At 41.1% G+C, this 25,820-nt stretch carries 20 protein-coding genes; 17 read left to right on the forward strand and 3 right to left on the reverse strand.

Annotation, left to right across the window (positions count from 1 at the left end; genetic code table 11):
- Positions 1–115 precede the first annotated feature (115 nt).
- From EL17_RS02715 to EL17_RS02755, 9 genes are all read left to right on the forward strand, one after another.
- Positions 116–748 carry a response regulator gene (locus EL17_RS02715; protein ID WP_035069747.1) on the forward strand — a complete coding sequence of 211 codons (633 nt, stop codon included), beginning with the start codon at positions 116–118 and terminating at the stop codon, positions 746–748.
- Between the two features lie 97 nt (positions 749–845).
- A complete protein-coding gene (locus EL17_RS02720) occupies positions 846–1,706 on the forward strand; it encodes an N-acetylglucosamine kinase (RefSeq protein WP_035069750.1) in 861 nt (286 codons plus the stop codon).
- Between the two features lie 2 nt (positions 1,707–1,708).
- A complete protein-coding gene (locus EL17_RS02725) occupies positions 1,709–3,247 on the forward strand; it encodes a glycoside hydrolase family 10 protein (protein ID WP_051719766.1) in 1,539 nt (512 codons plus the stop codon).
- A 118-nt stretch (positions 3,248–3,365) separates the two neighbouring features.
- Positions 3,366–7,496, forward strand: coding sequence for an ATP-binding protein (locus EL17_RS02730; RefSeq protein ID WP_051719767.1), 4,131 nt, complete (start codon positions 3,366–3,368; stop codon positions 7,494–7,496).
- Positions 7,497–7,903: 407 nt separating this feature from the next.
- Positions 7,904–8,632: a YqjF family protein gene (locus EL17_RS02735; protein ID WP_035069753.1), complete on the forward strand. Its 729-nt coding sequence runs from the start codon at positions 7,904–7,906 to the stop codon at positions 8,630–8,632.
- Positions 8,633–8,799: 167 nt separating this feature from the next.
- Entirely contained in the window at positions 8,800–9,885 is a 1,086-nt protein-coding gene (gene proB, locus EL17_RS02740; RefSeq protein ID WP_035069756.1) for a glutamate 5-kinase, read from the forward strand.
- 5 nt (positions 9,886–9,890) lie between these two features.
- A complete protein-coding gene (locus EL17_RS02745) occupies positions 9,891–11,138 on the forward strand; it encodes a glutamate-5-semialdehyde dehydrogenase (protein WP_035069759.1) in 1,248 nt (415 codons plus the stop codon).
- 126 nt (positions 11,139–11,264) lie between these two features.
- A complete protein-coding gene (locus tag EL17_RS02750; RefSeq protein ID WP_051719768.1) occupies positions 11,265–11,999 on the forward strand; it encodes a hypothetical protein in 735 nt (244 codons plus the stop codon).
- A gap of 99 nt (positions 12,000–12,098) precedes the next feature.
- Positions 12,099–12,512: a YgaP family membrane protein gene (locus tag EL17_RS02755; protein WP_035069761.1), complete on the forward strand. Its 414-nt coding sequence runs from the start codon at positions 12,099–12,101 to the stop codon at positions 12,510–12,512.
- 57 nt (positions 12,513–12,569) lie between these two features.
- Here EL17_RS02755 and EL17_RS02760 read toward each other — a convergent pair whose 3' ends face one another.
- Positions 12,570–13,313: an MBL fold metallo-hydrolase gene (locus EL17_RS02760; RefSeq protein WP_051719769.1), complete on the reverse strand. Its 744-nt coding sequence runs from the start codon at positions 13,311–13,313 to the stop codon at positions 12,570–12,572.
- 140 nt (positions 13,314–13,453) lie between these two features.
- Here EL17_RS02760 and EL17_RS02765 point away from each other — a divergent pair, with 140 nt between their 5' ends.
- The 8 genes from EL17_RS02765 to EL17_RS02800 all read left to right on the forward strand — a co-directional run bounded on the left by EL17_RS02765 (position 13,454) and on the right by EL17_RS02800 (position 22,332).
- Positions 13,454–14,383 carry a YihY/virulence factor BrkB family protein gene (locus EL17_RS02765; protein WP_035069763.1) on the forward strand — a complete coding sequence of 310 codons (930 nt, stop codon included), beginning with the start codon at positions 13,454–13,456 and terminating at the stop codon, positions 14,381–14,383.
- A 231-nt stretch (positions 14,384–14,614) separates the two neighbouring features.
- Positions 14,615–14,863, forward strand: coding sequence for a hypothetical protein (locus tag EL17_RS02770; RefSeq protein ID WP_035069764.1), 249 nt, complete (start codon positions 14,615–14,617; stop codon positions 14,861–14,863).
- 51 nt (positions 14,864–14,914) lie between these two features.
- Positions 14,915–15,376: a DUF302 domain-containing protein gene (locus EL17_RS02775; protein WP_035069770.1), complete on the forward strand. Its 462-nt coding sequence runs from the start codon at positions 14,915–14,917 to the stop codon at positions 15,374–15,376.
- A 194-nt stretch (positions 15,377–15,570) separates the two neighbouring features.
- Positions 15,571–16,623 carry a hypothetical protein gene (locus EL17_RS02780; RefSeq protein ID WP_035069772.1) on the forward strand — a complete coding sequence of 351 codons (1,053 nt, stop codon included), beginning with the start codon at positions 15,571–15,573 and terminating at the stop codon, positions 16,621–16,623.
- A 190-nt stretch (positions 16,624–16,813) separates the two neighbouring features.
- On the forward strand, positions 16,814–18,361 hold the full coding sequence (locus EL17_RS02785) for a M20/M25/M40 family metallo-hydrolase (RefSeq protein WP_035069774.1): 1,548 nt from the start codon (positions 16,814–16,816) through the stop codon (positions 18,359–18,361).
- A gap of 120 nt (positions 18,362–18,481) precedes the next feature.
- Positions 18,482–19,411 (forward strand): DUF5996 family protein, encoded by a 930-nt coding sequence (locus tag EL17_RS02790; RefSeq protein ID WP_035069776.1) that lies wholly within the window; start codon positions 18,482–18,484, stop codon positions 19,409–19,411.
- Between the two features lie 78 nt (positions 19,412–19,489).
- Positions 19,490–20,851 (forward strand): M1 family metallopeptidase, encoded by a 1,362-nt coding sequence (locus EL17_RS02795; RefSeq protein WP_164674922.1) that lies wholly within the window; start codon positions 19,490–19,492, stop codon positions 20,849–20,851.
- A gap of 248 nt (positions 20,852–21,099) precedes the next feature.
- On the forward strand, positions 21,100–22,332 hold the full coding sequence (locus EL17_RS02800) for a PQQ-dependent sugar dehydrogenase (protein ID WP_035069780.1): 1,233 nt from the start codon (positions 21,100–21,102) through the stop codon (positions 22,330–22,332).
- Positions 22,333–22,459: 127 nt separating this feature from the next.
- Here EL17_RS02800 and ligD read toward each other — a convergent pair whose 3' ends face one another.
- Complete coding sequence (gene ligD / locus EL17_RS02805) at positions 22,460–24,892, reverse strand: DNA ligase D (protein WP_035069782.1); 2,433 nt, start codon at positions 24,890–24,892, stop codon at positions 22,460–22,462.
- Positions 24,893–25,672: a non-homologous end joining protein Ku gene (gene ku / locus EL17_RS02810; protein WP_035069785.1), complete on the reverse strand. Its 780-nt coding sequence runs from the start codon at positions 25,670–25,672 to the stop codon at positions 24,893–24,895.
- Between the last annotated feature and the right edge of the window lie 148 nt (positions 25,673–25,820).

A 25,820-nucleotide genomic window follows, 5' to 3' on the forward strand; every position in this document is an offset into this window, starting at 1 on the left:
GTAAATTATTATCATGTTTATATGTCAATATACCACGTGAATTTTTATGGGCAAAAAAAATGTCTAAATTAACGGTTTACTCCCATCACTACTGAAATCAAAAAAACTAGTCTTTATGATTAAAATCTTAATAGCAGATGACCATCAGATGTTTATCGACGGTGTGAAGTCTATGCTTGGAGAATCGATAGACATCCAGGTGGTAGGAGAAGCGATGAACGGCCATGAAGTGCTGGCTTTTTGCGATACCCATGCCATTGATATCGTGATCATGGACATCAGTATGCCCCTCATGGACGGGATAGAAGCTACCCGTCTGCTGCTCAAAAAAAATCCTCGTATAAAAGTCTTGGGATTATCCATGCACAACGATAGGAATTTTATCGCTGATATGCTCAAAACAGGGGCACATGGGTACATTTTAAAGAATACGGGAAAGAACGATCTGCTTACTGCCATACATGCCCTACAGGAGGGGGAAACCTTTTTAGGGGAAGAGGTCAAAAAAACCTTACTGAACAGCTTTATTAAAAAGCCTAAACCTGATCAGATTGAAAAATTATCCAACCGTGAACAGGAGGTACTGGAATCTATAGCTTCGGGACTGACCACCCAGGAAATCGCCCAACAGCTCTTTATATCTAAAAACACAGTGGAATCCCATAGGAAAAATCTCCTCTACAAACTGAAGGCAAAAAATACGGCAGAACTGGTCAATAATGCCTATAAACAAAAGCTGATTCAGTGATTATCGCAAATCACTATTTTCAGGGATAAAAACTAATCCTTTTCGCTACATATTTGCTGAGGCAAGTATTTTTATCCCAACTATTATTCTTAAGATAATGTTTCTAATCGCTGACAGTGGCTCCTCCAAAACCAATTGGAAGTATGTAAATGCTAATGGAGAAATATTGACCTCTCTAAAAACAGTTGGTCTGAACCCGTATTTTAACACCATTCCAGATATGTCCCAACTCATCCTTACAGAGGTAGCGCCTTATCTGAAGGAGGTCAGCAGCATACATTTTTACGGGGCAGGATGTGGCCATGTATTAAAGGCCAATGAGGTAAAACAAGCCATCAAAGAGGCCATACCAGCCCCTTCCGTTCAGGTAGAAAGTGATATGCTGGGTGCAGCCCGCAGCATATTTCTAGAAGAACCTGGCATAGCTTCCATCCTTGGTGCCGGGGCCAATTCCTGTGTATATGACGGCTATCAGATCATACAGAATGTACCCTCTCTGGGATATTTGTTGGCAGACTGGGGCAGCGGGGCAGTGATGGGCAAAGATATGCTTTCTTTAGTCCTTCAGGAGAAAGTGCCTAAGTACATTCTGGAGGATTTCTACCATACCTACCAAATGGATACAAGGGAAATTTTGGATATGGTCTACAATAGGCCTATGGCCAATAAATTCCTCTCTGGTTTTTCCCCATTTTTATTGAAATACGCCCATCAGGAAGAATCATTTAGGGATATGATCATCGATAACTTCCGGAAATTCTTTGACTATTATATACTAACCTATGGCCGGTATGTGAACCATCTTAAAGTAGGACTGATAGGATCCATAGCGTTTCATTTTCAGGAATACCTTATGGCCATCAGCAAAGAAAAGTCCATTCCTGTGAGGACTATCATACAGGATCCTATGGATGGATTGGTCCGTTATCACTATCAGTTTATCCAAAATACATTCTAAAAATGGGACCTATTAAGTATTGTTTTGTAGCACTTTTCTGTTTACTGGTAGGGCATGTACCGGCACAGCACCTCCCAAAGCGGGAACTGCGGGCGGTATGGATAGCCACCGTGGAAAATATAGACTGGCCTTCCTCTAAGGGGATACCTGCTCAGGAACAAAAGGAAGAATATGTAAAAATGCTGGACCATTTTCAGGCCTTGGGCATGAATGCCATCATCATGCAGGTCCGGCCTACTGCCGACTCTTTTTATCCCTCCAGCTATGAGCCATGGTCAGCCTACCTTACCGGAAAGCAGGGGAAAATGCCTGAGAACTATTATAATCCCCTGGCTTTTATGATAGAAGAGGCCAAAAAAAGAGGATTGGAATTCCACGCTTGGTTTAACCCTTATCGGGCCAGCAATTCCAAAGATTTTTTCCCCTCTGAAAATCATCCGCTGATGAGTCATCCGGAATGGTTTGTCCAATATGGGGGCAAATGGTATTACGATCCGGGTATACCTGAAGCCAGAGCGTATGTCTTTGACGCTATCATTGAAACAGTAAAGCATTATGATCTGGACGCTGTCCATTTTGACGATTATTTTTATCCTTACAGAGTAGCCAATGAAGTGTTTCCGGACAGTCTTTCCTTTAAAATTCATGGTGGCCAATATACCCATATAGAGGACTGGAGGAGGGAGAATGTGGATTATTTCGTGGAGGAACTGGGTGCCAGAATCAAAGCAGAAAAACCTTTTGTCAAATTTGGAATAAGTCCATTCGGGGTTTGGAGAAACAAAAACATGGATCCGGCCGGTTCTGAAACACAGGCTGGAGTGACCAATTATGATGACTTATATGCCGATGTACTGAAATGGCTGCGGGAAGGCTGGATAGACTATATTACCCCACAGATCTATTGGCACATCGGGTTTGATAAAGCAGAATATAAAACGCTAGTAGATTGGTGGAGTAAAAACACGTATGGAAAGCATCTTTATATAGGCCAGGGTGTCTACCGTATGGGAGAAAAAGGTTGGGAAGATCCAGCGGAAATTCAAAATCAAATTTTTTATAACAGAGAATTTGATCAAGTGCATGGTAGTATGTATTTCAGTGCCAAAACATTCATGACCAATAAAGAAGGGCTGAATGAAAAGATAAAATCAGTTTACCCCTATAAGGCTTTAATACCAGCTATGCCTTGGATAGATGCCACTCCCCCAGCGGCTCCAATTCTGGATAACATCAGCGGAAGTCAGGGAGGGGGTATCACACTCGAATGGCGTGACGGGCTTCCTATAAATAATTCCTATTATGTCATATACAGGATACCTGCAGGAGAGGCATTAGATCTGGAAAACCCTAAAAACATCATGGCCATCGTACAGAAAAGCCCATACACCAACCAATATTGGACTGACCATTCTGCAGATCGCCGATCTAGGTATACCTATCAGATCAGCACTTTTGACAGGCTGCACAATGAAAGCGAACCAAGTAACAGCATCCAAATACGGACCAGAGGGAGAAGGGGAACAGTGAGGAAGCTATGACCTAATCCACATCCAGCGGATCTAGCGTGATCCTATGATTAAGTATATTTCATATTCAGCAAGTTTGTGGTCTGAGCAGGACTGGGTATCTTGTATTTCAGAAACGTGATAGAAATATATGGCAGCCTCTATTTTCACAGACTTAAGTATAGCCAAAGATGAGAACAGGTCGATCTTTGAGCGTAGCATTCATTCCATATTATCAGGTCACCAACCCAATCTGATCGGGGTGTTGGTCTCCGGGTTTCCGGGTACAGGCAAATCATTTTTTGTAGAAAACTACCTTTATCCATATGCCCAATCATATCCAATGCTTACCATTAAGCACCACCCTCAGCTCAAGAATATTCCCTTTTCTAGTTTTAAATCAGGCCTCACAGATTTTCTTTCCAATCTTTATAATACTTTAAGTGGCAAAGAATATGAACGTTTCTCCTATAGCCTAAAGACCCATTTTGGGGAAACTTATCCTCTGATTCTCGATTATATCCCAGAGCTTTCACTTTTAGCAGGAAACCATTCTTTTAACCAGGAAGGCGTTGTCCAGAAAATAGAAAACCAGCTTTATTCACTCATCAAAAGATTATTTGAATTTGTAGCCTCCTATTTTCAAAAGCCCGTTTTATTCTTTACCGATGACCTTCAATGGATGGGTACATCTGAAATTAACTTATTGAAGTTTTTGCTCGTGGAGCTGGGAACAGACACTTTGATCTGGGTAGGCGCATGTAGGACCGAACACGAAAAGGTCACTCCCGTCAGCCAGCTGATTGACAGTTTAGGATTTAAAAACAGACAAATAGAACATATTAAAATCAAAAACCTAAATGTACATCAAAGCCGCACTTTTCTGGAACACCAATGGGGAAATCCGTGTGCTTCTGATCTATTAAACCTATGCTTTCAGATTACCAAAGGTCATTTATTTCACTTGCAGTTACTTTCCGATAGCATCATGCAATCGGGTTATATCGAATTAAAAGGGGGGCTCTGGACTGGAGATATACCCGAAATCGCTACAGCCTTTGAAGGGTTGAACCTGCAAAATATCCTAAGCAACTATCTGGGTAAAATCTCCTCCAGATCTCTTGAAATCATGGAATTGATGGCCTGTATAGGTTCGTGTGACAGGGCACTGCTAGCCGATTGTTTGGGTGAAAAAGAAAGCCATGTAATAGGGCTAATCAATGAATGCATTACCAACGGCATCCTGGAACAAAAAGCCGAAAAAATCCAGCTTTCAGACCGGCACGTGGGAGAACTCCTCTATCAGGGCCTTTCGGCGGAAAAGGCAGCCTCCTATCATTATCAAATTGCCATGCTGTATTATAAAAGGCAACAAAACCAAAATGACAACCCCCATACCATACTAGCAGCCAGCCATTTAAACCAGGCATTATCTCAGGTAAGAATCCTTGGGGAAATGCGGTTAGGCGCCAGACTGAATTTCCAGGCTGGCCTATACTCCAAACAAAAAAATGCCTTGGAGCAATCCAAATCTTTTTTTAAGATGAGCTGTGCCCTACTAAGGGAATGCCGGGGAGAAGAAGTATCCTCCCTCCTTTGGGAATCCTATCTGGAACGAGCCACAGTAGAATATTACTTAGGAGAATATGACCTGGCAGAAATACACCTGGACTATCTCCTGGATTCATTTATCAATCTGCAAATAAGGGTCCCTGCTTTCAGACTAAAGATCATCATCAATAATCATCTGGGAAGATATAAAAAAGCACTACAGATATTAAAAGAAAGCCTTGATGAACTAGGCGTAACACTACCTGATCGGAAATGCGTGGACAAAGAAGTGCTGTATCTGAAATCCATAGTGGATAATAATGACATCAATCCTTTTCTCGACCCAGATGCCAATAATTTACAAAACCATAACCAGGAAGTTTCCGATCTCCTTTATGTAGGCGGTATGGCGCTGCACCATACATCAGAGGTACTCATGACATGGGCCGCCCTTCAAATTATATTACGATCTGACTTTACCAAAAATTCCGGCGTCAAGGCCATAGGGTATGTTTCTTATGCCAGAATGAGGATTATCGCAGGGGATATTCCCCTAGGGATGAACTATGGCCAGAAAGCAATAGAAATCAACATGCAACTTTGTGACATGCAGCTGAGGTGTAGGGTATATGGCGTCTATGCATTTTATATCCTGCCGTGGCACGGGCACTTCAGCCAAAGCCTGCATCTGCTAAGTGAAGGCATAGAGGCAGGGAGAAGAACCGGAGATCTTATTGGAGTTTATATTCTTAAAACCCATCAGCTGAACCTTCATTTCATATCAGGACGTCCCCTTTCAGATATCATGGCCTATGAATTTGACCAGTCGCTTCCCGGCGTAGAACTGACCTATTATATCACTCATTATCAAAAGGCACTGGTAAATTTTCTTCTTTGCAACACCCCTATTTTTGCCCTTCCTCAGCAGCAGTCCTTATGGCAGGGAGCGAAGCTCACGGTTCAAGAAGAAATGTTTTACCGAAATTACGTCTGGGCCAGGTATTATTTCTTATTCGGACATTATGACCTAGCAGAAAAAGCTGCCTTTGAAGCTAATGAAAACCGTAAACTTCAGGAAGCATCTCCTTTAGTACCTGCCAATACCATTATCCGGTTCTTGTCCATCACCCAAAACTGGTCATGTTATGGCGTAGAGCAGAAGCAGCTATTTATCCTAAGACTGAAGGCAACTTTAGAAAAAATGGAAAGGTGGTACCGATACTCTCCGGATAACTATGAACATAATTACTGGCTCCTCCAAGCCGAATGGTTACGTATAAATGGGCAACACAAAGAAGCCCGGTACTGTTTTCAGAAAGCATTGGATAATTCAGGAGATAACCTTTATCAGTTGGCCATCACACATGAACTGTACGCGAAATATTTATTTTCCATCAAAAACCATGTAAAAGCCCTAAAGGAAATTCAACTGGCCATAAAAGCTTTTACGGCCTGGGGTGCCATAGCTAAAGTAAACCAATTGACCCAACAATACCGGGCCGCCATCCAACCCGTATCAGTGGCATTGGCAGAGATGGATATGGAAACTGTCCAAAGGGAGCTGAGCAGTGACCTGAACATCGATTCCTTGGTAAATAAACTTATGGTGCTGCTGATGCGGATTTCCGGATCTACCGGGGTAGTAATAAGGATGGATAATGATATGGGTGAACTATCCCCGTGCGGCCAACTGTCTTTGCTGTATCAGCAAGGAGAACTTATGGCAAGCCACCACATAACTATACCTGAATCACTCTTAATGATGGCCCACCGTACCCAAAACCCTCTGATCTTACATGATGTTTTTGAAGAAAACACTATAAGAGATCTGGCTTCCTTAAGAGATAGAAACATCCAGTCTTTTATCATAATGCCACTCACCATTACAGGAAATTTATCATTGGTCATCTATTTGGAAAATACTTTTTCCAAACATTGGTATGATGAGCATAGATTAAAGGAGATCAGAATAGTGGCCAATCAGGGGGCGGTCATCATAGAAAATGCAAAAACGCACGAAAAATCCATCAGGCTGAATGAAGAATTAAGAAAAGAAATGGATGAAAAACAAGTGCTGGCAGAGGTGATCGAAAACCAGAAAGACAAACACTTGAAAGATCTGGTAGATATCCAAGATAAAGAACGCAATAGAATAGCCAGTGAACTACATGATAGCCTGGGGTCACTACTATCCACAGTGAAAATGCGTTTTAATAATCTACAGGAAGATGCCAGTTTTTCATACCCTTTAAAAGCTCAAGATTATGAAGATGCTCTCTATATGCTGGATGATGCTATAGAGGAAGTGAGAAAAATCGCACACTCCATGTCTACCGCTTCACTGAAAAGATTTGGGCTTCCAGCCTCTCTGCAAACTTTTATAGAAAAGATAAATGCTGCTAACCAGCTGGAGGTGGAACTGCAGATATTGGGAATGCATCAAAGGATTTCGGACCAATTAGAAGTGGCCATATACCGGATTTGCCAGGAACTGGTACAGAATGTGATCAAACATGCTGGAGCCACCCATCTCAATATTCAGATGATCAATCACCAAAATCTCGTTAATATCATTGTAGATGACAATGGCATAGGGATGGACCTATCAAAAATCAAACAGGGTTTTGGTTTCCTGACCATTCAATCCAAAGTGTCCCTGCTCAAAGGTACGCTTCACATCGAAAGTAGGGAAGGGCATGGTACCATGATCTTAATCGATATCCCATTATAGAGATATGAATTTATCATAGATGATAAAAAATGTAAAATGTTTAATATGAGATTGAAGCGTTGAAGTTAAATTTTTTGGCAAATCTTTACCATTTATTATTAGAGGCCGTTTTACCTTCAACTTTATAATAAAATGACCCACTTTTTCATAAAACCCAAAAGGTCATTGAATTATACTATATTATAAAGCTATGGGCTTATTTATATTAGAAAATACTGAAAAGAATACTTTTGTCCCCTTTCTTTTTCCTGTATTTTTATATGTTTATGTATTATCCAAAGGCTAGATAGTATCCCGTATGCATATAAACATTCCAATGTAGGATGCTTTCATCTTATTTTATCTCCTCAAAATAAGCATTGCTAGCCCTAATTGAATTTCATTATAAATCTCCAAATGTATTGCCCATGAAAAGCATTTCAGAAATATTGGATCATAAAGACCATAGACCCTTCCCCTATCCTGATGCGGCCTATAAAGTGTATCAGGAATGGCACGAAGCTATTTTTTTACATTGGGAATTACCAGTTGCTGTCTTACAAGGAATGCTTCCTGGCGGACTGGAAGTAGATACCTTGAAGGGCAAAGCCTATATTTCACTGGTGGCCTTCAAAGCTGAAAACAGCAGGATTAAATATTTACCCAGCTTACCGATCATTTCTGATTTTTTGGAAGCCAATGTCAGAACCTATGTCATAAAAGATGGGATTCCGGGAATATATTTTTTAAGTATGAAAGCAAATAAAACCATTTCAGCTTTCATGTTTAGAAGTATAACAGGTTTTCCCTATTACCCTTCCCAAATGCATCATGACAATCAAAGTTTTAGTTCATATCAGCAGCAATCAAAAGACTATTTTGATTTTAGCTATAAAGTAGGCCCCCTCCTTTCAGATAAGAGTGAACTGGACCGGTGGCTTACGGAGCGCTACTGTGTATACTTGGATAAATACAATAAATTTTTGAGATTTAACGTACACCATGAAGAATGGCCCATGCAGCAGTTAGCAATACGGGACCTAAGGATACGGTACCAGTTAGAAGGGTATACCTTGAACAATCCCCAGCCTGTGCTGGCCCATTACTCTCCAGGAGTGGAAGTAGTAGGCTGGCTGCCCGAATTCTTGGACATTTAATATAAGTCTATAATCAGATCATCCTGGGGTGAATGACCCAATTCAACTTTCCCTATCCTGTTACATTAAAAACTTAATTGGCAAGAACATATTAAATTCATTTTTCTGCTGCAATATGTAGTCTACCATATTTATACTTATTACTTTTGAGCAATAGTTAAAATAAAATGTCAGCAGATCTCAAAAGAATAGTTATAAAAATAGGTTCAAATGTCCTTACGCAAAATGATGGTACTCCCGACAGAATAAGGATGGCCGCGTTGGTAGAACAGATTACTTATCTGCGCCAAAAAGGCCTACAGGTCATTATCATCAGTTCCGGTGCGGTAGCCTTTGGCAGAGCAGCTGTTCCCTTTCCTGAAAAAGCCGATCCAGTAGTAAAAAGGCAGATTCTTGCCGCCATAGGCCAGATAGAACTTATCCATTCTTATCAGTCCCTGTTTAGCAAACATGACATCAATGTAGCACAACTTATGGTAACCCAAAGTGACTTCAGGGATAGAAAGCATTACCTGAACATGAAGAACTGCTTTGAAGGCCTGCTGCATAAAGATATCATTCCTATCGTCAATGAAAATGATACCGTGGCGGTCACCGAACTGATGTTTACAGACAATGATGAGCTGGCAGGATTGGTCGCTGCCATGGCAGATGCCGACCGCCTAATCCTGCTGAGCAATGTGGCAGGCATCTATAAAGGCCATCCAGATGAACCGGGGGCAGAACTCATACGCACCGTGGATCAAAAATCCCCCCAAGACCTTAACCAATACATCCTTTCCCACAAATCTTCATTTGGAAGGGGGGGGATGCTGACCAAAATCAATATGGCCATGAAATCTGCTGACCTGGGTATAGGGGTATATATCGCCAATGGCAAAAAAGATAACGTACTGGTTGAACTGTTTGATAACACATTAGCCTGTACTTATTTTATACCCAATAAAGCTAAAGAAAGTCCCAAAAAATGGATCGCCCACAGTGATAGCTATTCTAAAGGTACGGTGATTATCAATGAAGGAGCAGAAAAAGCGCTCTTTTCCGAAAAGATAATCAGCCTGCTGCCCATAGGCATCACTGAAGTATCAGGGGAGTTTACTAAAGGTGACATTATCCGCATCCTCTCTCCAAAAGGCATCAAACTTGGGCTGGGCAAAGCGGCATATGGATATAAGTCCGCATTAGAAAAGAAGGGTCTTAAAAACCAAAAGCCCATTATTCATTACGATTATTTATATTTATTTGACCATTGACCACCATGACCATACTGCCGATTTTAGATCAAGTAAGAAAATCGAGTCGCAGCCTCAACGGCCTAACAGCTGACAGGGCCAATAAAATCCTACTAGACCTGGCTAATATGACCTTAGCTGCGGTACCCCAGCTTCTTGAGGAAAATAAAAAAGATCTGGAAAAAATGGACCCTGCAGATCCAAAATATGACCGGCTGAAACTGACCGAGGACCGTATCCGGTCTATAGCTGAGGATATGCGTAAAATCACTGAACTCCCTTCCCCCCTATCAAAAATACTGGAAGAAAAATCTTTGGACAACGGGCTCTATTTACAAAAAGTCACCGTACCCATTGGCGTGATAGGCATTATCTATGAGGCCAGGCCAAATGTCACCTTTGATGTTTTCAGCCTATGTCTCAAATCAGGCAATGCCCTGGTATTAAAAGGTGGAAGTGATGCCCATGCGTCCAATACGATCATCGTCAATACCATTCAGAAAGCATTGCAAAAAAATGGCATAGATCCCCATATTGTCACGCTATTACCTGCTGGCCGTGCATCCACCAATGAAATGCTGATCGCGGATAAACACATCGATATCATCATCCCCCGTGGCAGCCAGGCTTTGATTGACTATGTTAGGGAAAATGCGAAGGTACCGGTCATAGAAACGGGAGCTGGGATTGTCCATACTTACTTTGACGAGACAGCAGACCTGGCCATAGGTACCTCTATTATAGAAAATGCCAAAACCAGAAGGGTAAGTGTATGTAATGCACTGGACTGTTTGATCATACACCAAAACAGGCTAGGCGATTTGGGAGCTATCACGGAAAGGCTGGCTTTTAAAAATGTAATCCTTTATGCTGACCCACTCTCCTACAGCGCGCTGAAAAACATTTATCCTAATGATATGCTTTTCCAGGCAGAAGAAGAGCACTTCGGTACAGAGTTCCTATCCTTGACCATGTCCATCCGTACGGTAGCTGATATAGATGAAGCCCTAGAACACATAGCCCGATACAGCAGCAAACACAGTGAGGCCATCATCGCTGAGAAAAATGATGTAATAGAAAAATACGTCAATGCAGTAGATGCAGCAGCAGTGTATGTCAACACCTCCACTGCCTTTACAGATGGGGGACAGTTTGGAATGGGTGCAGAAATCGGTATTTCAACCCAAAAACTTCACGCCCGTGGACCGATGGGCCTTGAAGCTTTGGTCACTTATAAATGGATTATCAAAGGCAAAGGCCAGATCAGGCCATAACGGGTCTATTTCTAACAAAAAATCAATGGTTGCTCATCAGTAGCACATACTTATTTTATTGCACTATTAGGATATCTTAACAATCATATCTTCTACATCTTAAAATCAAGCTGTATCTTCGTATACATGAAAGCATTGTTTTTTTTATTTTTTATTTCCCTCATATCATTGACCACATACGGGCAGGTACTGACGGGCAATATCATTGATGCTCAGGATCAGTACAATATGAAGGGGGTAAAGGTACAAAATCTCCGTACAGCCGAATCTTTTACCAGTAATGATAGAGGCTATTTTAGGATGGAAGTATTGATGGGTGATTCTGTGACATTTTCAAAAGAAGGATATGTCACCCATCTTATCATAGTGGAAGATATTGACCATGTGATCATTCCCTTGACTTTTGATGCAGTGGGGTTACCGGCTGCATATGTATATGCTGATCGACCTTCTATGTACATACCGGGTATCTCTTTGGATCGGGACCCAGACCGTAAACCAATGGGACCGGGCAGGGTAATGCCAGGACATAGCCGATCACACACCGACCTTACTCCTGGACTGACCCTGGACGGGCCTATTTCCTATTTTACCAAAAGGGAAAGAAACAAAAGACAATATAAAAGAGCGCTCGAAAAACTCAATAGGCAAGCTCCTTACCTCGAAGTGATTCAGTCAGATTCTATCAAACAAGTGCTGATGAACCGTTTTGAACTCCTTGAAGTAGAACTGGATGAACTGATCATCGGCTTTAATATCTACCATCGTGATCATGAATTTTTAGACATGGACCATGATACTGTCTTGGGTCTCCTGTACGAATTCTTAAATGAGAATGTCAGAAGGAGAAGAGAATATTAAGTGCTACTTGGGAGCGTATACTCTATGCTTCATATGAAGGCATTAAATTTGATGGTAGAAAGTGGTACTTTTAAATTCATAAATAAATAATCGGAAACCATGCACATCACTGAAAAAATAACCAATGACAGGGTAAGATCATTTACTTCTTCTGAAATAAATGAAGCTATAGATCAGCAAATGGAAGAAAATGTAGAATTTTATTCCATTCAAAATCCGGTAACCATCAAACGGAGGATAGAAGAACTTGATGCGGAATGGGATATAGAAAGAATCCTCGAACTGAATGCCTCTACTTTGGCCCTCACCGGTATCCTGCTAAGTGCTATTGGCAGCAAGAAATGGTTACTCCTATCAGGATTGGTTACCGCTTTTATGGCACAGCACGCTATACAGGGATGGTGCCCGCCATTGGAACTTTTGAGAAAACTTAAAGTGCGTACGCGAAAAGAGATAGACATGGAAAAACACTTTCTTCTAAAAGCCCTGGAAGCTAGACCTGATCTCAAGTAAGCATTCCTGATACTACCTACCCTGCCCAGGCAGGGTTTTTTTATGGGTTTAAACAGTTTATTTTATACCTGAGATAATATATTCCTTGCCGTCCTCTGCCACTTCATATTGGATATCCGCTTTAAGATGAAGCATCTCTTCTCCTAGATGTGTGAGAAGTAATCTTTTACAGTTTAAATCTTTATTGGATAAAACCTTGTAAGACAAATGGCCAGCACTTTCTGTGCTATAAAAATTACATTCACAGATGAATAAATCTGCTTCATCAGACAAAGGGATGATTTCCTCTGTCCATTCGGTATCCCCGGAATAAGCGATAGTTACACCATCCACTTCCATTCTTACTCCATGAGGAAGGGTATCTGGGGAATGGATGACAGGAAAGGTTTTTATGACCAGACTTCCGAGGTCCAACTGCTGATGGGCACCATAAAATTTATATATAATATTCAAATCAGATAAAATGTCTGAACCCGGATAAAACAAATCAGCTGCTGCTTTCAGCTTATCGTCCATCCCTATAGGACTGACGATATAGAGCGGCTTTTCCCTTTTGTTTTTCTTTTCTTCTAACAATAAAAATATTAACCCACCGAAATGATCCCCATGAAAATGGGAAATGATCACTGCATCTATGCTATGGGTAGGTATGCGATGCTTTTTTAAGGCCAGCAGGGTAGTCGCCCCGCATTCCAGCAAGAAATTAATATGCGAGGTAGAAAAGAAAAAAGCACTGTTAAATTTGCCTCCACTGCAAAAAGCATCTCCGCATCCCAGAATTTTTAAATTTATGCAGGCCATATGTAGGGATTTTAAATTATGTGGAATAAATATTGATTCTAAGAGATAAAGGATTATTTATTTATAACAAAAAGGAGCGGCAGGGGTTTTTAAAACCAGTAAGCAAATTTTTACGGATAAACTGATACAACCAATCTACTATGGCTATTTTTGAAGAAAAAGTAACGTTAAAAAAATTATGGGAAGTGTTAAAAGCTTCAGGTAAACGATGGAATGATGCCGACCCTTTTCGGCAGGCTGCCATCATCTCCTTTTATGCTATATTGTCCCTACCTGCCCTATTGGTAATTATCATCAGTATAGCGGGTTATTTTTTTGGGGAGGATGCCGTCTCAGGCAATCTATCCAATGAAATTTCCGAAATGATAGGATCAGATGCGGCTGTCATGGTGGAGGAATTGGTAGCCAATGCCAGTCAGGCCGAATCCGGTACCATAGGTATAATCATCGGAGTCGGCGTGATCATATTTGGTGCCACGACGGTGTTTTTCCAGTTGCAAAAATCACTTAACCGCATCTGGGGCGTGATGCCTAAGCCGGGAGGGGCCATGAAAAAATACCTTGTGGACAGGCTTTTTTCATTTGGACTTATCCTTGTCATTGGATTTTTACTGTTGATTTCGCTGGTGCTTTCATCTATGATGGCTATACTCAGTGATTGGCTACAGACCTACCTGCCTTCCTATTTATTCATATTGATCAATATTGTCAACTACCTGATTTCTTTGGGTGTGATAGCTACGCTTTTTGCTATGATGTTCAAAATGCTACCCGATGCGAAAATAGAATGGAAATCCGTATGGGTAGGTGGATTTCTTACGGCATTATTATTTGAGATTGGAAAATTTGGGTTAAGCATATACTTTGGTACAGCAGAACCAGAATCAGTGTATGGGGCAGCAGGATCCATCGTCCTTATCCTGATCTGGATATCGTATGTGAGTATGATCCTTTTTTATGGAGCGGAATTCACCCGTACCTGGGCAGTAAAATTTGGCCATGGCATAAAACCAAAAGACAATGCAATATTGATATCCGAGCATTATGACAACCCCTATCTAATGGAGTAAAAATAGTTTTGAGCATACTATTAGGATAAAACAGCCGGCTGAATAAAAAAATATACAGCCCGCTGTATTGATAGCCAATGTTAATAAAGCGTCAGTGCCCAAATCATTTTCTAATGATCTATAGTTCATCATTTAAATTTACCTCCATATCCGTTTTTTTTGATTTTTCAAAACCATTAGCCTCATGACGTGTTGTTTTTATAATTACTATAAACCATAAAATGACTTATTATGAACAATGACCATAAAAATACACCTTCCCCACAGGGAAAATCAAATCCTTCAGATCCCGGTACCGAAGACAAAGCAGCCATTAAGGAAGGCAGATCCAAAGAAGCACTGGAAAAAGAAGAAGCACTTAAGGACAAATACCTAGAAGAGGATGGTTCCATTCCTCCGCATTTGGAAGAAGGAACCAACCGAAACCCCGATAAAACCAAAAACAGTGAACCTACTTACGGAGGGACAAAGAGTAAATAACCAAAGACCTGGGTTTTATCCAGGTCATTTTTTTAACCTAATGGTTTGAATATGAAACAATTGATTTCAATAGTGGGGCTATATGTTCTTTTGATCATGTGCACGGTAGGCTGGAGAACTGTAAGCGCCCAAGAGTTTATCATAAAAACTAGTGAAAACAGTTATGCTAAAACCTTACAGAAACTCAAAGCTGAAATAAAATCCCAAGATATGGAGCTGATCCAACATATCAATCATACGGAAGCAGCTGATAAAGTAGGTCTGGACCTTTTGCCTACAGCTGTAATCATCTTTGGTAATCCTAAAGCTGGTACAATATTGATGCAAGAAGACCCGAGAGTGGCTATAGAGCTTCCCCTACGTATACTCATATGGAAAGAAAATGAAATTACCTATTTAGGATTCCAAGATCCAATCCGGCTTCTCCAAATGTATAATATTGAAACACAAATAGATATACTAGATAATATGAGACAGGCACTGGATCTAGTCACTAACGCCGCTATACACTGATTTTTAAGCCTACCAATCAAATAATTTGATACTGTGGAAAAATTAGCTTTTTCAGGGAATTTCAGCTAATTTTAAGTGTTGAATTGTATTCACAAGTCCCTTGGCCCCTTATTAAAACGTTGTCAACACTCCCATCTCCAGTTGTTCTACATGTTGGGTGGAATGTATTGGCAATTAAATTAAAAAAAACACCTATGGATATCTCAGAAGTTTCCTCTGATAAGCTCGATCAAAAAAAAGAAAACATGAAAGGTTTGCTGTATCTTCCCACTGGCAGACAAATCACCCTACCCACCGATACTACAAAGGTAGCCTATCAGACCAAGTTTTATAATACCGAAGAAATCTCGGATGAGACCCTTAATTTCAAATTCCTAATGCCTGCCATTGAGGTGGCCAAATCTGAAGATCTTGATTTTATTATAGGCTTTGATGTTTCTATGAACCGAATCATTCTGGCTTATAAGAATCTCGAAGATAAATTTCAGGCTTTCAATGCACATCAGCAGGCTGCCCTCATCTGTGATCATGTGGTACAAACCGTAACAAGAGATAGGCCATATGGAGATTCTGGACTTCTCTTAGTAAAATCAATGATACTTTCCGACCAGCTGGACAGTATAGCTACCAAAAATGGCGTCCCGGTTAAAGTATCGCACTCTGGAGTGGAAGCCTTAAAGGATACCATAGCGACAAATGATGATAGCCATGAAACAGTTATGGCGTTTGATGACAGAAATACGGTGATCCTGGACATTGATTTGGATAAAAATCCGGATCGTATCCTTGAACTGTTCCATTCATTCTTTACTTCCTTACTGTCCAAAGATCTGAGTATTCTGGATAAACATATAGACATCCAAACCAGGTATAGACTATATCTGGAAAAAACGTTCAATATCACAAGGGATACCAGTATAAAAAAACTGTTTGATAAATTCAGGACCAAACCACCTGAAGATGATCTGGCTGATGAACTTATCCTGATCACAGATTATAAAAAGCAGACCTTCCAGAACAAACTGACCGGAAGGAAAGGGAAACACGATTTTGCTCAGATGGATATGGTACAGTTGGAGTATTCCAGTGGTTTAAAGATCACAGTGGAATCTTTTGAAGCTGAAAACAGGCTTGCCATACATTTGAGCAAATATACAAATTTTACCTTTAAGCCTAAATTTGCGGAAACGAGAAAGGCGCTTCATGATAGCCTACTTAAGACGGTAGTCACCCTGGGAAAAGTCTGATCCACATAAAAATTACTACTGGCCCACTGTTCACAGACGGTGGGCCATTTTTTTTTATCGCACAGCATACTTTTTAATTAACCGATCACAACACCAGGTAGACGTTTATAGATAAATTAAAATCAGATTGGGATTTTATGCTTATTTTCGGGAACAGAGATCAACACATTACATCATAACATTTTAAACTATGCGTAGAGGTACAATTTTGGTTTTATTCTTTTGGGTCATCTTCCTTCAGGTCCATGCTCAGGAAAAGAATGAAATAATCGAAAACATCATTAAAGAAGCAAATGAAAATTCCCAGCTGAAAAACCTGGCTTACGAAATGACCGATCTGATCGGCCCAAGGCTGGTAGGAACTCCCCAGATGCAGCACGCTCATGAATGGGCAGTCAAAAAATATGCAGAATGGGATATATCTGCCGAAAACGAACAGTGGGGTGTTTGGAGAGGCTGGGAAAGAGGCATCACCCACATCGATCTGGTCTCCCCAAGAGTAGTATCCCTGGAGGGCATGCAACTCGCCTGGAGCCCCGGTATGAAAAGAGCTGTCACTGCAGAGGTTATCATGATCCCGGATCTTGCTGATTCAGCTGCATTTAAAAACTGGCTTCCCAATGCCAAAGGGAAATTTGTCATGATTTCCATGATGCAGCCTACCGGACGGCCTGATTACAACTGGAAAGAGTTTGCCACTGAAGCGTCATTTGAAAAAATGAAAAAGGAAAGAACGGAACAGACCGAAGCCTGGGCCAGCCGCATTCAAAAAACCGGTTATAACCCGAGGACGATAGTGACAGCTTTGGAAGATGCTGGGGCTGCCGGTATAATAGCCTCATACTGGTCTGCAGGATTTGGAGTGAATAAGATTTTCGGGGCCAATACTAAAAAAATCCCTACACTGGATATAGCCCTAGAAGATTATGGCATGCTTTACAGGATGGTAGAAAATGGCGCAAAACCCCAAATCAGGGTATTGGCAGAATCAAAGGAACTGGGTGAGCAGCCTACCTTCAATACCATAGCCACCATACCGGGTACTGAAAATCCTGACGAATACATTATCCTCTCTGCCCATTTTGACTCTTGGGATGGTGGCACAGGGGCTACAGATAACGCTACCGGCACCCTCGTGATGATGGAGGCCATGAGGATATTGAAAAAAATGTACCCTAATCCCAAAAGAACCATCATAGCAGGCCACTGGGGCAGTGAAGAACAAGGACTCAACGGGTCTAGGGCCTTTGTAGAGGACCATCCTGAAATAGTAGATAATATTCAGGCTGTATTTAACCAGGATAATGGAACAGGTAGAGTCGTAAATATAACCGGGCAGGGCTTTTTACATGCCTATGAATACATACCAAGGTGGCTTTCTGCCGTACCAAGAGAAATCAGTACGCATATAGAAACCAGTTTTCCCGGTACCCCGTCTGGTGGTGGATCTGATTATGCTTCATTCCTGGCTGTAGGTGCACCGGCTTTCTCTTTAAGTTCGTTGAATTGGTCATATTTTAGTTATACCTGGCATACTAATCGGGATACTTATGATAAAATTGTATTTGATGATGTGCAGAATAACGCTATCCTTACCGCCATATTGGCCTATATGGCCAGCGAAGATCCAGAAAAGACATCCAGAGAAAAAAGTGTACTTCCGGTCAACCCCCGAACAGGGACACAAATCAGTTGGCCCACACAAAGAAAAGCCACTAGAAAAGGTGGACTTGATTAATATATATCAAAACCTGGCGCTATTTAGCCAGGTTTTTTTTGTTAACCTTAACTTATTGCTCTCCCCTGTAGTTAAAAGAAAACACAACCTAGCCATATCAGACCAACCTGTTTTAAAAAAATGGACAACAACCTTAAACTGCCACTCCTGCCACTGGAAGAATGGAATAAAAGCAAAATTACCCTACACCTCTTTTTACAGATCATCGGAAAGGTTAAGTTGGCCATGATGCCACGTAAAAATCACTGGTGGAACATTTCCCTTAGGATTTCATCAAAAGGTATCACTACTGGTCCTATTCCCTACCAGAATGGAACCGGCAGCTTTTCTATCGAAATCAACCTCTTAAAGCATACCGTCCAAATCAACAATGCCAAAGGTGAAGTAAGAAGATATGATCTTATATATGGGTTATCTGTTTCCAGGTTTTACGCACTCCTCACAGATCAACTCTATCAGTTAAATATTCCAGTCAGGATAAATAAAGACCAACCTTACGATTTGGAAATAAATGATCCCTTCAGCAAACTCACCCATATCCACCATTATGACCCAAACTATGTGCAGCGGTATTGGAAAATACTGCTGTGGACACACAATTGTTTTTCTGTATTTGAGGGCAGGTTCTATGGAAAGACCAGCCCGGTGCAGTTATTCTGGCATCATATGGATCTAGCTGTGACCCGGTTCTCGGGAAAAAGAGTCACCGAAAACAATATGAAAGGATCGGTGGACAGGGAAGCTTATTCTCATGAAAATATCAGCTTTGGATTTTGGCCAGGGGATGAAAAGGTAAAAGAACCGGGCTATTATGCATATACCTATCCGAGTCCATCCGGGCTAATCAATGAAACCCTGTCTCCAGAAGAAGCAGTATGGGTGGATAATAACGGTAGTCCTATGGCGTTTCTATCCTATCATGAACTGATCAAAAGAAAAGATCCGGAAAAATCCCTGTTGGCTTTCATGGAATCAGCCTATCTGGCAGGTGCGGTACTTTCCGGATGGAACATCCAAGAATTAGAGGTTCCTCCCGTCCAAGAAGTATAATCTCATTGCTTACTATCCATACACCTTAATACTTCATTAACCTAAAGGGGTTAATTCATGATCACCCAAATAAATCCTATGGAAAATAAAATAATGGGTATTTTGTCTATTATAATTTGGATAAGTTTTCCGGTTATAGATCTATATGGACAAACGCCACATCTCTCAGGTAAAATAGAGATCTCTGTCAAACACCGAACCCTTAGCTGCAACTTAAATTACGATCATATTCCTGAAGGCTACGAATTACTATTGAACCAGGCCTTTAAAAATCCAAACATCAAAGCAAATGATATAAGCATCCGAACCAATAAGAAAAATAATTCTGAAAACTATGTAGATGCTGTACAGTACGAACTTCCACCCAATACTCGAGGTAGTATCAACTTGGTCTACGAATATAGAGAAACCAGAGCCAAAAGGGATAAAATTGGCCCTTATGACTGGAAAGGGAATTTAGCCTTTAACCATAACTCCATCCGAGCATCAGAACAGACGGTTTGGTATCCGATATGGTATAACCCTACTGATGGAGTACAGCTTACTGATGTAAAGTACGACTTAGAAATATCGTGCAATGACTGCAGTTCAATATTTTTAAACGGGAGTTTACCCCAGGGAGGACAGTATGGAACACTATCTTCGGATAAGGCTGTGCCCTTATTGCTTTTTGCCGGGAATTTTGATTTTGACATTCAACGGGGCATAGCGCTGGTCAATTCCCCACTGAAGGAAGAACAGGATATAGCTGTAATTGATTATCTGGAAAGGGTAAAAGCCTTTTATGCCTCAAAGATACATATGAGTATAGGTCATGACCTGACCATTATGTCATCAGAACCCACCAGCGCGGACAATGCATGGCTATTTGCGACCTATCCTACCATAGCCATCATAGGAACTGATCATCAGGGCATGAAAGGCTTTTTTAAAGAAGGTAATCTGGATGAGGTCAGGATCAGCTCGCTTGCACATGAAGTCGCCCATTATTATATAGGGAATGTCTTTCAGCCCCGTGGCCCACTTTTCTGGGTTCTTTTAGAAGGAGTGACAGAATACCTATCCTTACAGGCTAACAGACATATATTTGGAGATGCTTTTTACGATGCATTTCTAGAAAAATATAAAGAACAAGTGCAGGGATTACCATTTCTGCATCTTTCAGATATCGGCCATCAGGATGAAGTGAGCAGTCTTTACCGTTATGCCTATGTACCCCTGCTACTTACAGCCATTGAGAAAGAAATCGGAAATGATAGCATGTGGCTATGGATACAGCAACTTATCTCCTATAAAGACACAGAGTATTCCGATTATGCATTTTTCAAAAAGTCATTCATCCAAAGCGGTTTAACTGAAAACACCTTTACAGACTTAGAAACCAAATTTATAAACGGACCAAAGACCGGTTACCATATCCACAACACTGTATTCCCATAAGCATCCATATCGGATAGTTCTTATCTGTTTTTTATTTAGTTGTATAATACCAACCCACTATTTATTGGGAAAAATTATATATAGCATGCATAAGGTAAGCTTTAACAGCCTTTTCGAATTAAAAAGAAAAGCTATCTTTTCGTAAAAAAATACAAACAAAATAGGTAGATAGGTGTTTAAATGTTAAATATTAAAGGAATTATACCTTAAGTAATCATTACAAACATATTTTTAACCTATCCTATACAATGAATTTCAAAAAAAACATCATCCCGCTGGGTACCTTAGCAGCCGCTCTATGTTGGTCATCACCTTCTGAAGCACAGGTCAAAGTGACCAATACTGTATTAGAAGAATCGATCGAAAGCGATGAAACCAACTTTAGATTGATAAAAGTAGTGGAAGGTCTGGAAAACCCCTGGGCAATAGCTTGGCTTCCGGATGGAAGAATGCTTATCACAGAACGGCCGGGAAGACTTCACCTCATAGATGGGGATAAGGTCACCGAACTCAAAAACCTACCTCAGATAGATGTGGAGGAAGACATGAAGTCAGCGGATGACGGCGGAAACCAAGGTGGACTTTTAGATGTGGTGGTACACCCTGATTATACAGACAATGGGTGGATTTATTTTACCTATTCCAGTCCCGGAGATGACGATTCCAACTTCAGTGGAGATGAGGAATACGCCACTGGTACTGCATTGGCAAGAGCTAAACTGGCCGATGACAGCAGTGATCTGGAAGATCTGGAGACCCTCTATACCCAAATACCACGAACAGCTCCGGGAAGACACTACGGTTCACGAATCATATTCCCTGGCGATGGTAACGTAATCTTTTCTATAGGAGACCGAGGGATAAGATATCCTTCTCAGGACCTGACAGATCCTGCCGGGTCTATGATCAGGCTAAAAGAAGATGGAGGCGCCACTATGGATAACCCATTTGTCAACCAGGCACCAGGGAACCTACGACCTGAAATATATAGTTTCGGACATAGAAACAATCAGGCGCTGGCCATACATCCTACCACAGGGGAAATCTGGACAGCTGAGCATGGACCTGATGGAGGTGACCTTCTTTTTAAGATAGAAAAAGGAAATAATTATGGATGGCCCCAAGTGGCCTTTGCCCCTGAATATGATACTTCCGAACCGATTGGCATAGGGGAAGAAGCTCCGGGAGTTACGAAACCAATTCATATATGGAGAGATAATATGGCACCATCAGGTATGGCTTTTTACTTTGGGGGCCAGATTAACAGTTGGAACGGAAGTATGTTTGTCGGGTCCCTCGTTAAAGAACAACTTCACAGACTTACCATAGAAGGAGATGAAGTTACTAATGAAGAAATCCTACTTAAAGAAAAAATAGGAAGAATCAGAGACGTTCGCCAAGGACCTGATGGGTTCTTATATATCGCAACGGATGAAAAAGAAGATGGGGCTATCTACAGATTAGAACCTACAAATAATTAAAAAAGCGGCCGGTAAATCAGTTCAAGAGCCTGAGATATGGCTGTATGAAAATTGATCCAGATACCGACCCGAATAAAAAAGAGGCTGTCCCTATTTGAGAGACAGCCTCTTTTTTTTGTAGAGCCTTTTACAGCTCTTCGGATAATTTGGTCAATACTGATTCTATATTATTGTGTTCCCTTAATACCCCTTCAAATAAATCCCCTATTTTTTCTAACCGTTCCGGTACGGATTTGATCGTAAAATCCCCCATCTTCAGTCCGGTTTTTACTTCGTCCCAGTGTAATGGGGCAGAGACTGTGGCTCCGGGTTTTGGTCTGGCACAGTATGGAGCTGCCAGGGTCTGTCCCTTTCTGTTTTGCATGAAATCCAAATAGATTTTGTCATTTCTCTTTTTGACACTTCTTTCCATACTGGTAATATCCGGTACCAGTTCCTGGACATAATAGCAAAGTAATTTGGTAAAATCTCTAGCCTCATCATAACTATAGCCAGGTGCCAAGGGCAGATAAATGTGTAAGCCACTTGAACCAGACGTTTTACAATACCCTTTTACCCCTCCACGATCCAATACCTCTTTCACTGCCTGGGCCACTTCGATAACCTCTTCAAAGGTATTTTTAGAAGAAGGATCAAGGTCGATAACCGTATAATCAGGAGAATCCAGACTTTCTTTTCTTGATATCCAGGGATTGATTTCTATACATCCCAAATTGGCCATGTAAAGTAAAGTAGCTTCATTTTGACAAAGCAGGTATTCAATACTATCTTCTTTGGATTTACTGTGTACCTTTTGGGTTTCTATCCAATGTGGAAAAATACCCGAGGTATCTTTGTGATAGAAACCTTCCCCGTTAATCCCCTCGGGGTGCCGGTGCATATTTTGGGGCCTGTCCATGAGATATGGTAGCATGGTCTCCCCTACCTGTAAGTAATAATTGATCAGGTCATATTTTGTAAAATTTTCTTTGGGCCAGTATACCTTATCTAAATTACTTACCGGCACGGATACTCCGTCCAGTTCCAAGGATCCTCCTCCATTGGTATTGGTATTTTTGCTCCCCGAGGGCTTAGCCGAATTTTTGGAGTTTTCTTTTTCTATTTCAGTCGGGATTTTATCCATTCTAAGGCCTTTATAAACGGGATGCCTCATATGCCCCGATTTTGTCCATTTAGAAAATTTCACTTCGCAGATCATTTCTGGTTTTAGCCAAACAGGCTTCCTTCCTTTAAGGTTTATCTTTTTCCCAAACGGGGAATCTACTGCCTGCAAAGGCTCAAATAATGCCAGTAGAGCCCTGATAGTTTCTTCATCGAACCCCGAACCACAATTTCCAACATAACGCAGCAGATCCCCCTCAAAAACTCCCAATATCAAAGATCCGAATCCAGCACCACCATCGTTGGCCAGAGTGTACCCACAGATGATGACTTCCTGACGCTCGTGGGATTTTACTTTTAACCAGCTTTCCGTGCGCATGCCAGGGCTATAGGTGGAGCCAGCTTTTTTGGCTATCACTCCTTCCATACCCGAATCTATCGCCTTCTGATAAAAGACACTGCCCATGCCCTCTATGTGGTCGCAGTAGTATACAGACCCTATTCCCTCGATCACATCTGGAATCAGACTCTTTCTTTCCAGTAAAGTCAGCGATGTGGTATCATGCCCATTGAGATGCAATATATCAAACACATAATATCTCAATTCACCTTCTTTATCATTGGGGTAATTTTGCAGAGCCTGAAAAACAGATACTCCGCCTTCATTTAAACTGACTATTTCCCCATCCAGTACAGTATCATGAGGGATATCTTTTAGGCTTTCATAGATTTCGGAAAACTTGTCCTTAAATGAAATGCCATTGCGGGAATACAAATGAACCTTTCCTTTTTGGACACTGGCCAGCGCCCTATAGCCATCCCATTTCAGTTCGTATATCCAGTCGGGTTTATTAAAAATGTGATCCGTTTTAGTGGCCAACATAGGCTTATAAAATCCGGGTAGGATATCCCTATTTCCATCTGATTCATAGTCTATATATTCCTCGGCATCATAGGCAATGTCCAATGCATAGCCATCTTTTTTTTTCATAAAGAGCCATTGGTTTCCAGCTTCTCCCCGCTTGGTTTTCACCAGGGAAAATGTACCTTTGACTTTATTGCCATGGATTGCTATTTTAAGATTTCCTTGAGAAAATTGTTTTGAAAGATCATTCAAGTTTTTTCCATAAGCAGGCTCATAATATCCTGTATCCCAAATAACCATGTTACCTGCACCATAATTACCTTTAGGTATGTTACCTTCGAAATACAGGTAATCTATAGGATGGTCCTCTGTCTGGATGGCCAGTCGTTTATCTTCCGGATTCATGGAAGGACCTTTGGGCACGGCCCAGCTTTTCAGCGTCCCGTGCATCTCCAAACGAAGGTCATAATGGAGCCTGCTCGCATGGTGCCTCTGGATCACAAACCGCAGCTGGTCACCCTCTTTAGCCTTACCTCCTTTTGGCTCCGGTGTGGCTTCAAAATCACGCTTTTTAAAATACTCTTTTAAGCTCATTTAAGAAGCCTTTTTTGTTTTCTTTTTTTCCAAACTCGCCTTAAGCTGAGCCATCAGGTCTTTGGCAGGTGTCGCTTTGCTTTCAAATTTCTGGACCTTTGTTTTCTTACCTGAAGCTTTGGCTTTGATGATTTCGGTCAGCTGATCATTATATACATCTTTGAACTTCCCAAAATCAAATTTTTCAGTATAGTTATCGATCAGGTTCAGTGCCATATCCACTTCCTTTTTAGTCACTTTGGTAGTAGGCAGTTTTAGATCAGAAGGCTTCCTGATCTCATCTGAAAACCTTATTACATGTAAGACCAGTGCATCTTCATACACCCCAAGAAGGCTTAAATTTTCTTTTTGTCTCATCACAAATGTAGCTACCCCCAGTTTACTGGTTTTCTTCAGTGCATCTCTCAGCAGGTTGTAGGATTTGCCCCCTTCTTTTTGAGGTTCTAGATAAAAAGGCTTTTTGAAGAGGAGATCTGCCACATCGGTAGACTCTATAAACGCTTCTATCTCTATGGTCCTGCTTTTTTTGACATTGGCCTGTTCAAAGTCTTCATCCGAAAGCACGATGTACGAATCGTCATCATTTTTATACCCCTTTACGATATCTTTCCACTCTACTTCTTCCCCTGTATTTTCATTAACCCGCTTATAGCGTATGCGTGCATTGTCCGCGCTGTCCAGCATATCCAGAGAGAGCCGACGCTCTTCTGTAGCACTGTACATTTTGACGGGTATGGATACCAATCCAAAGCTTACCGAACCGTTCCAAATAGATCTCATAGAAGTAGGAATAAAAGGTTAAATCAAATATTTAAGGGTGTTTCCATTTCCTCATTTTACAAGAGGACTTATAAAAAGTATTGTGGTTCCCCTTGTTTCATATAGCAACTATAGTACCCAAAAAATCCCATCAAATCTTTTTTACAGC

The organism is Anditalea andensis, from assembly GCF_000714815.1.
GTDB lineage: Bacteria > Bacteroidota > Bacteroidia > Cytophagales > Cyclobacteriaceae > Anditalea > Anditalea andensis.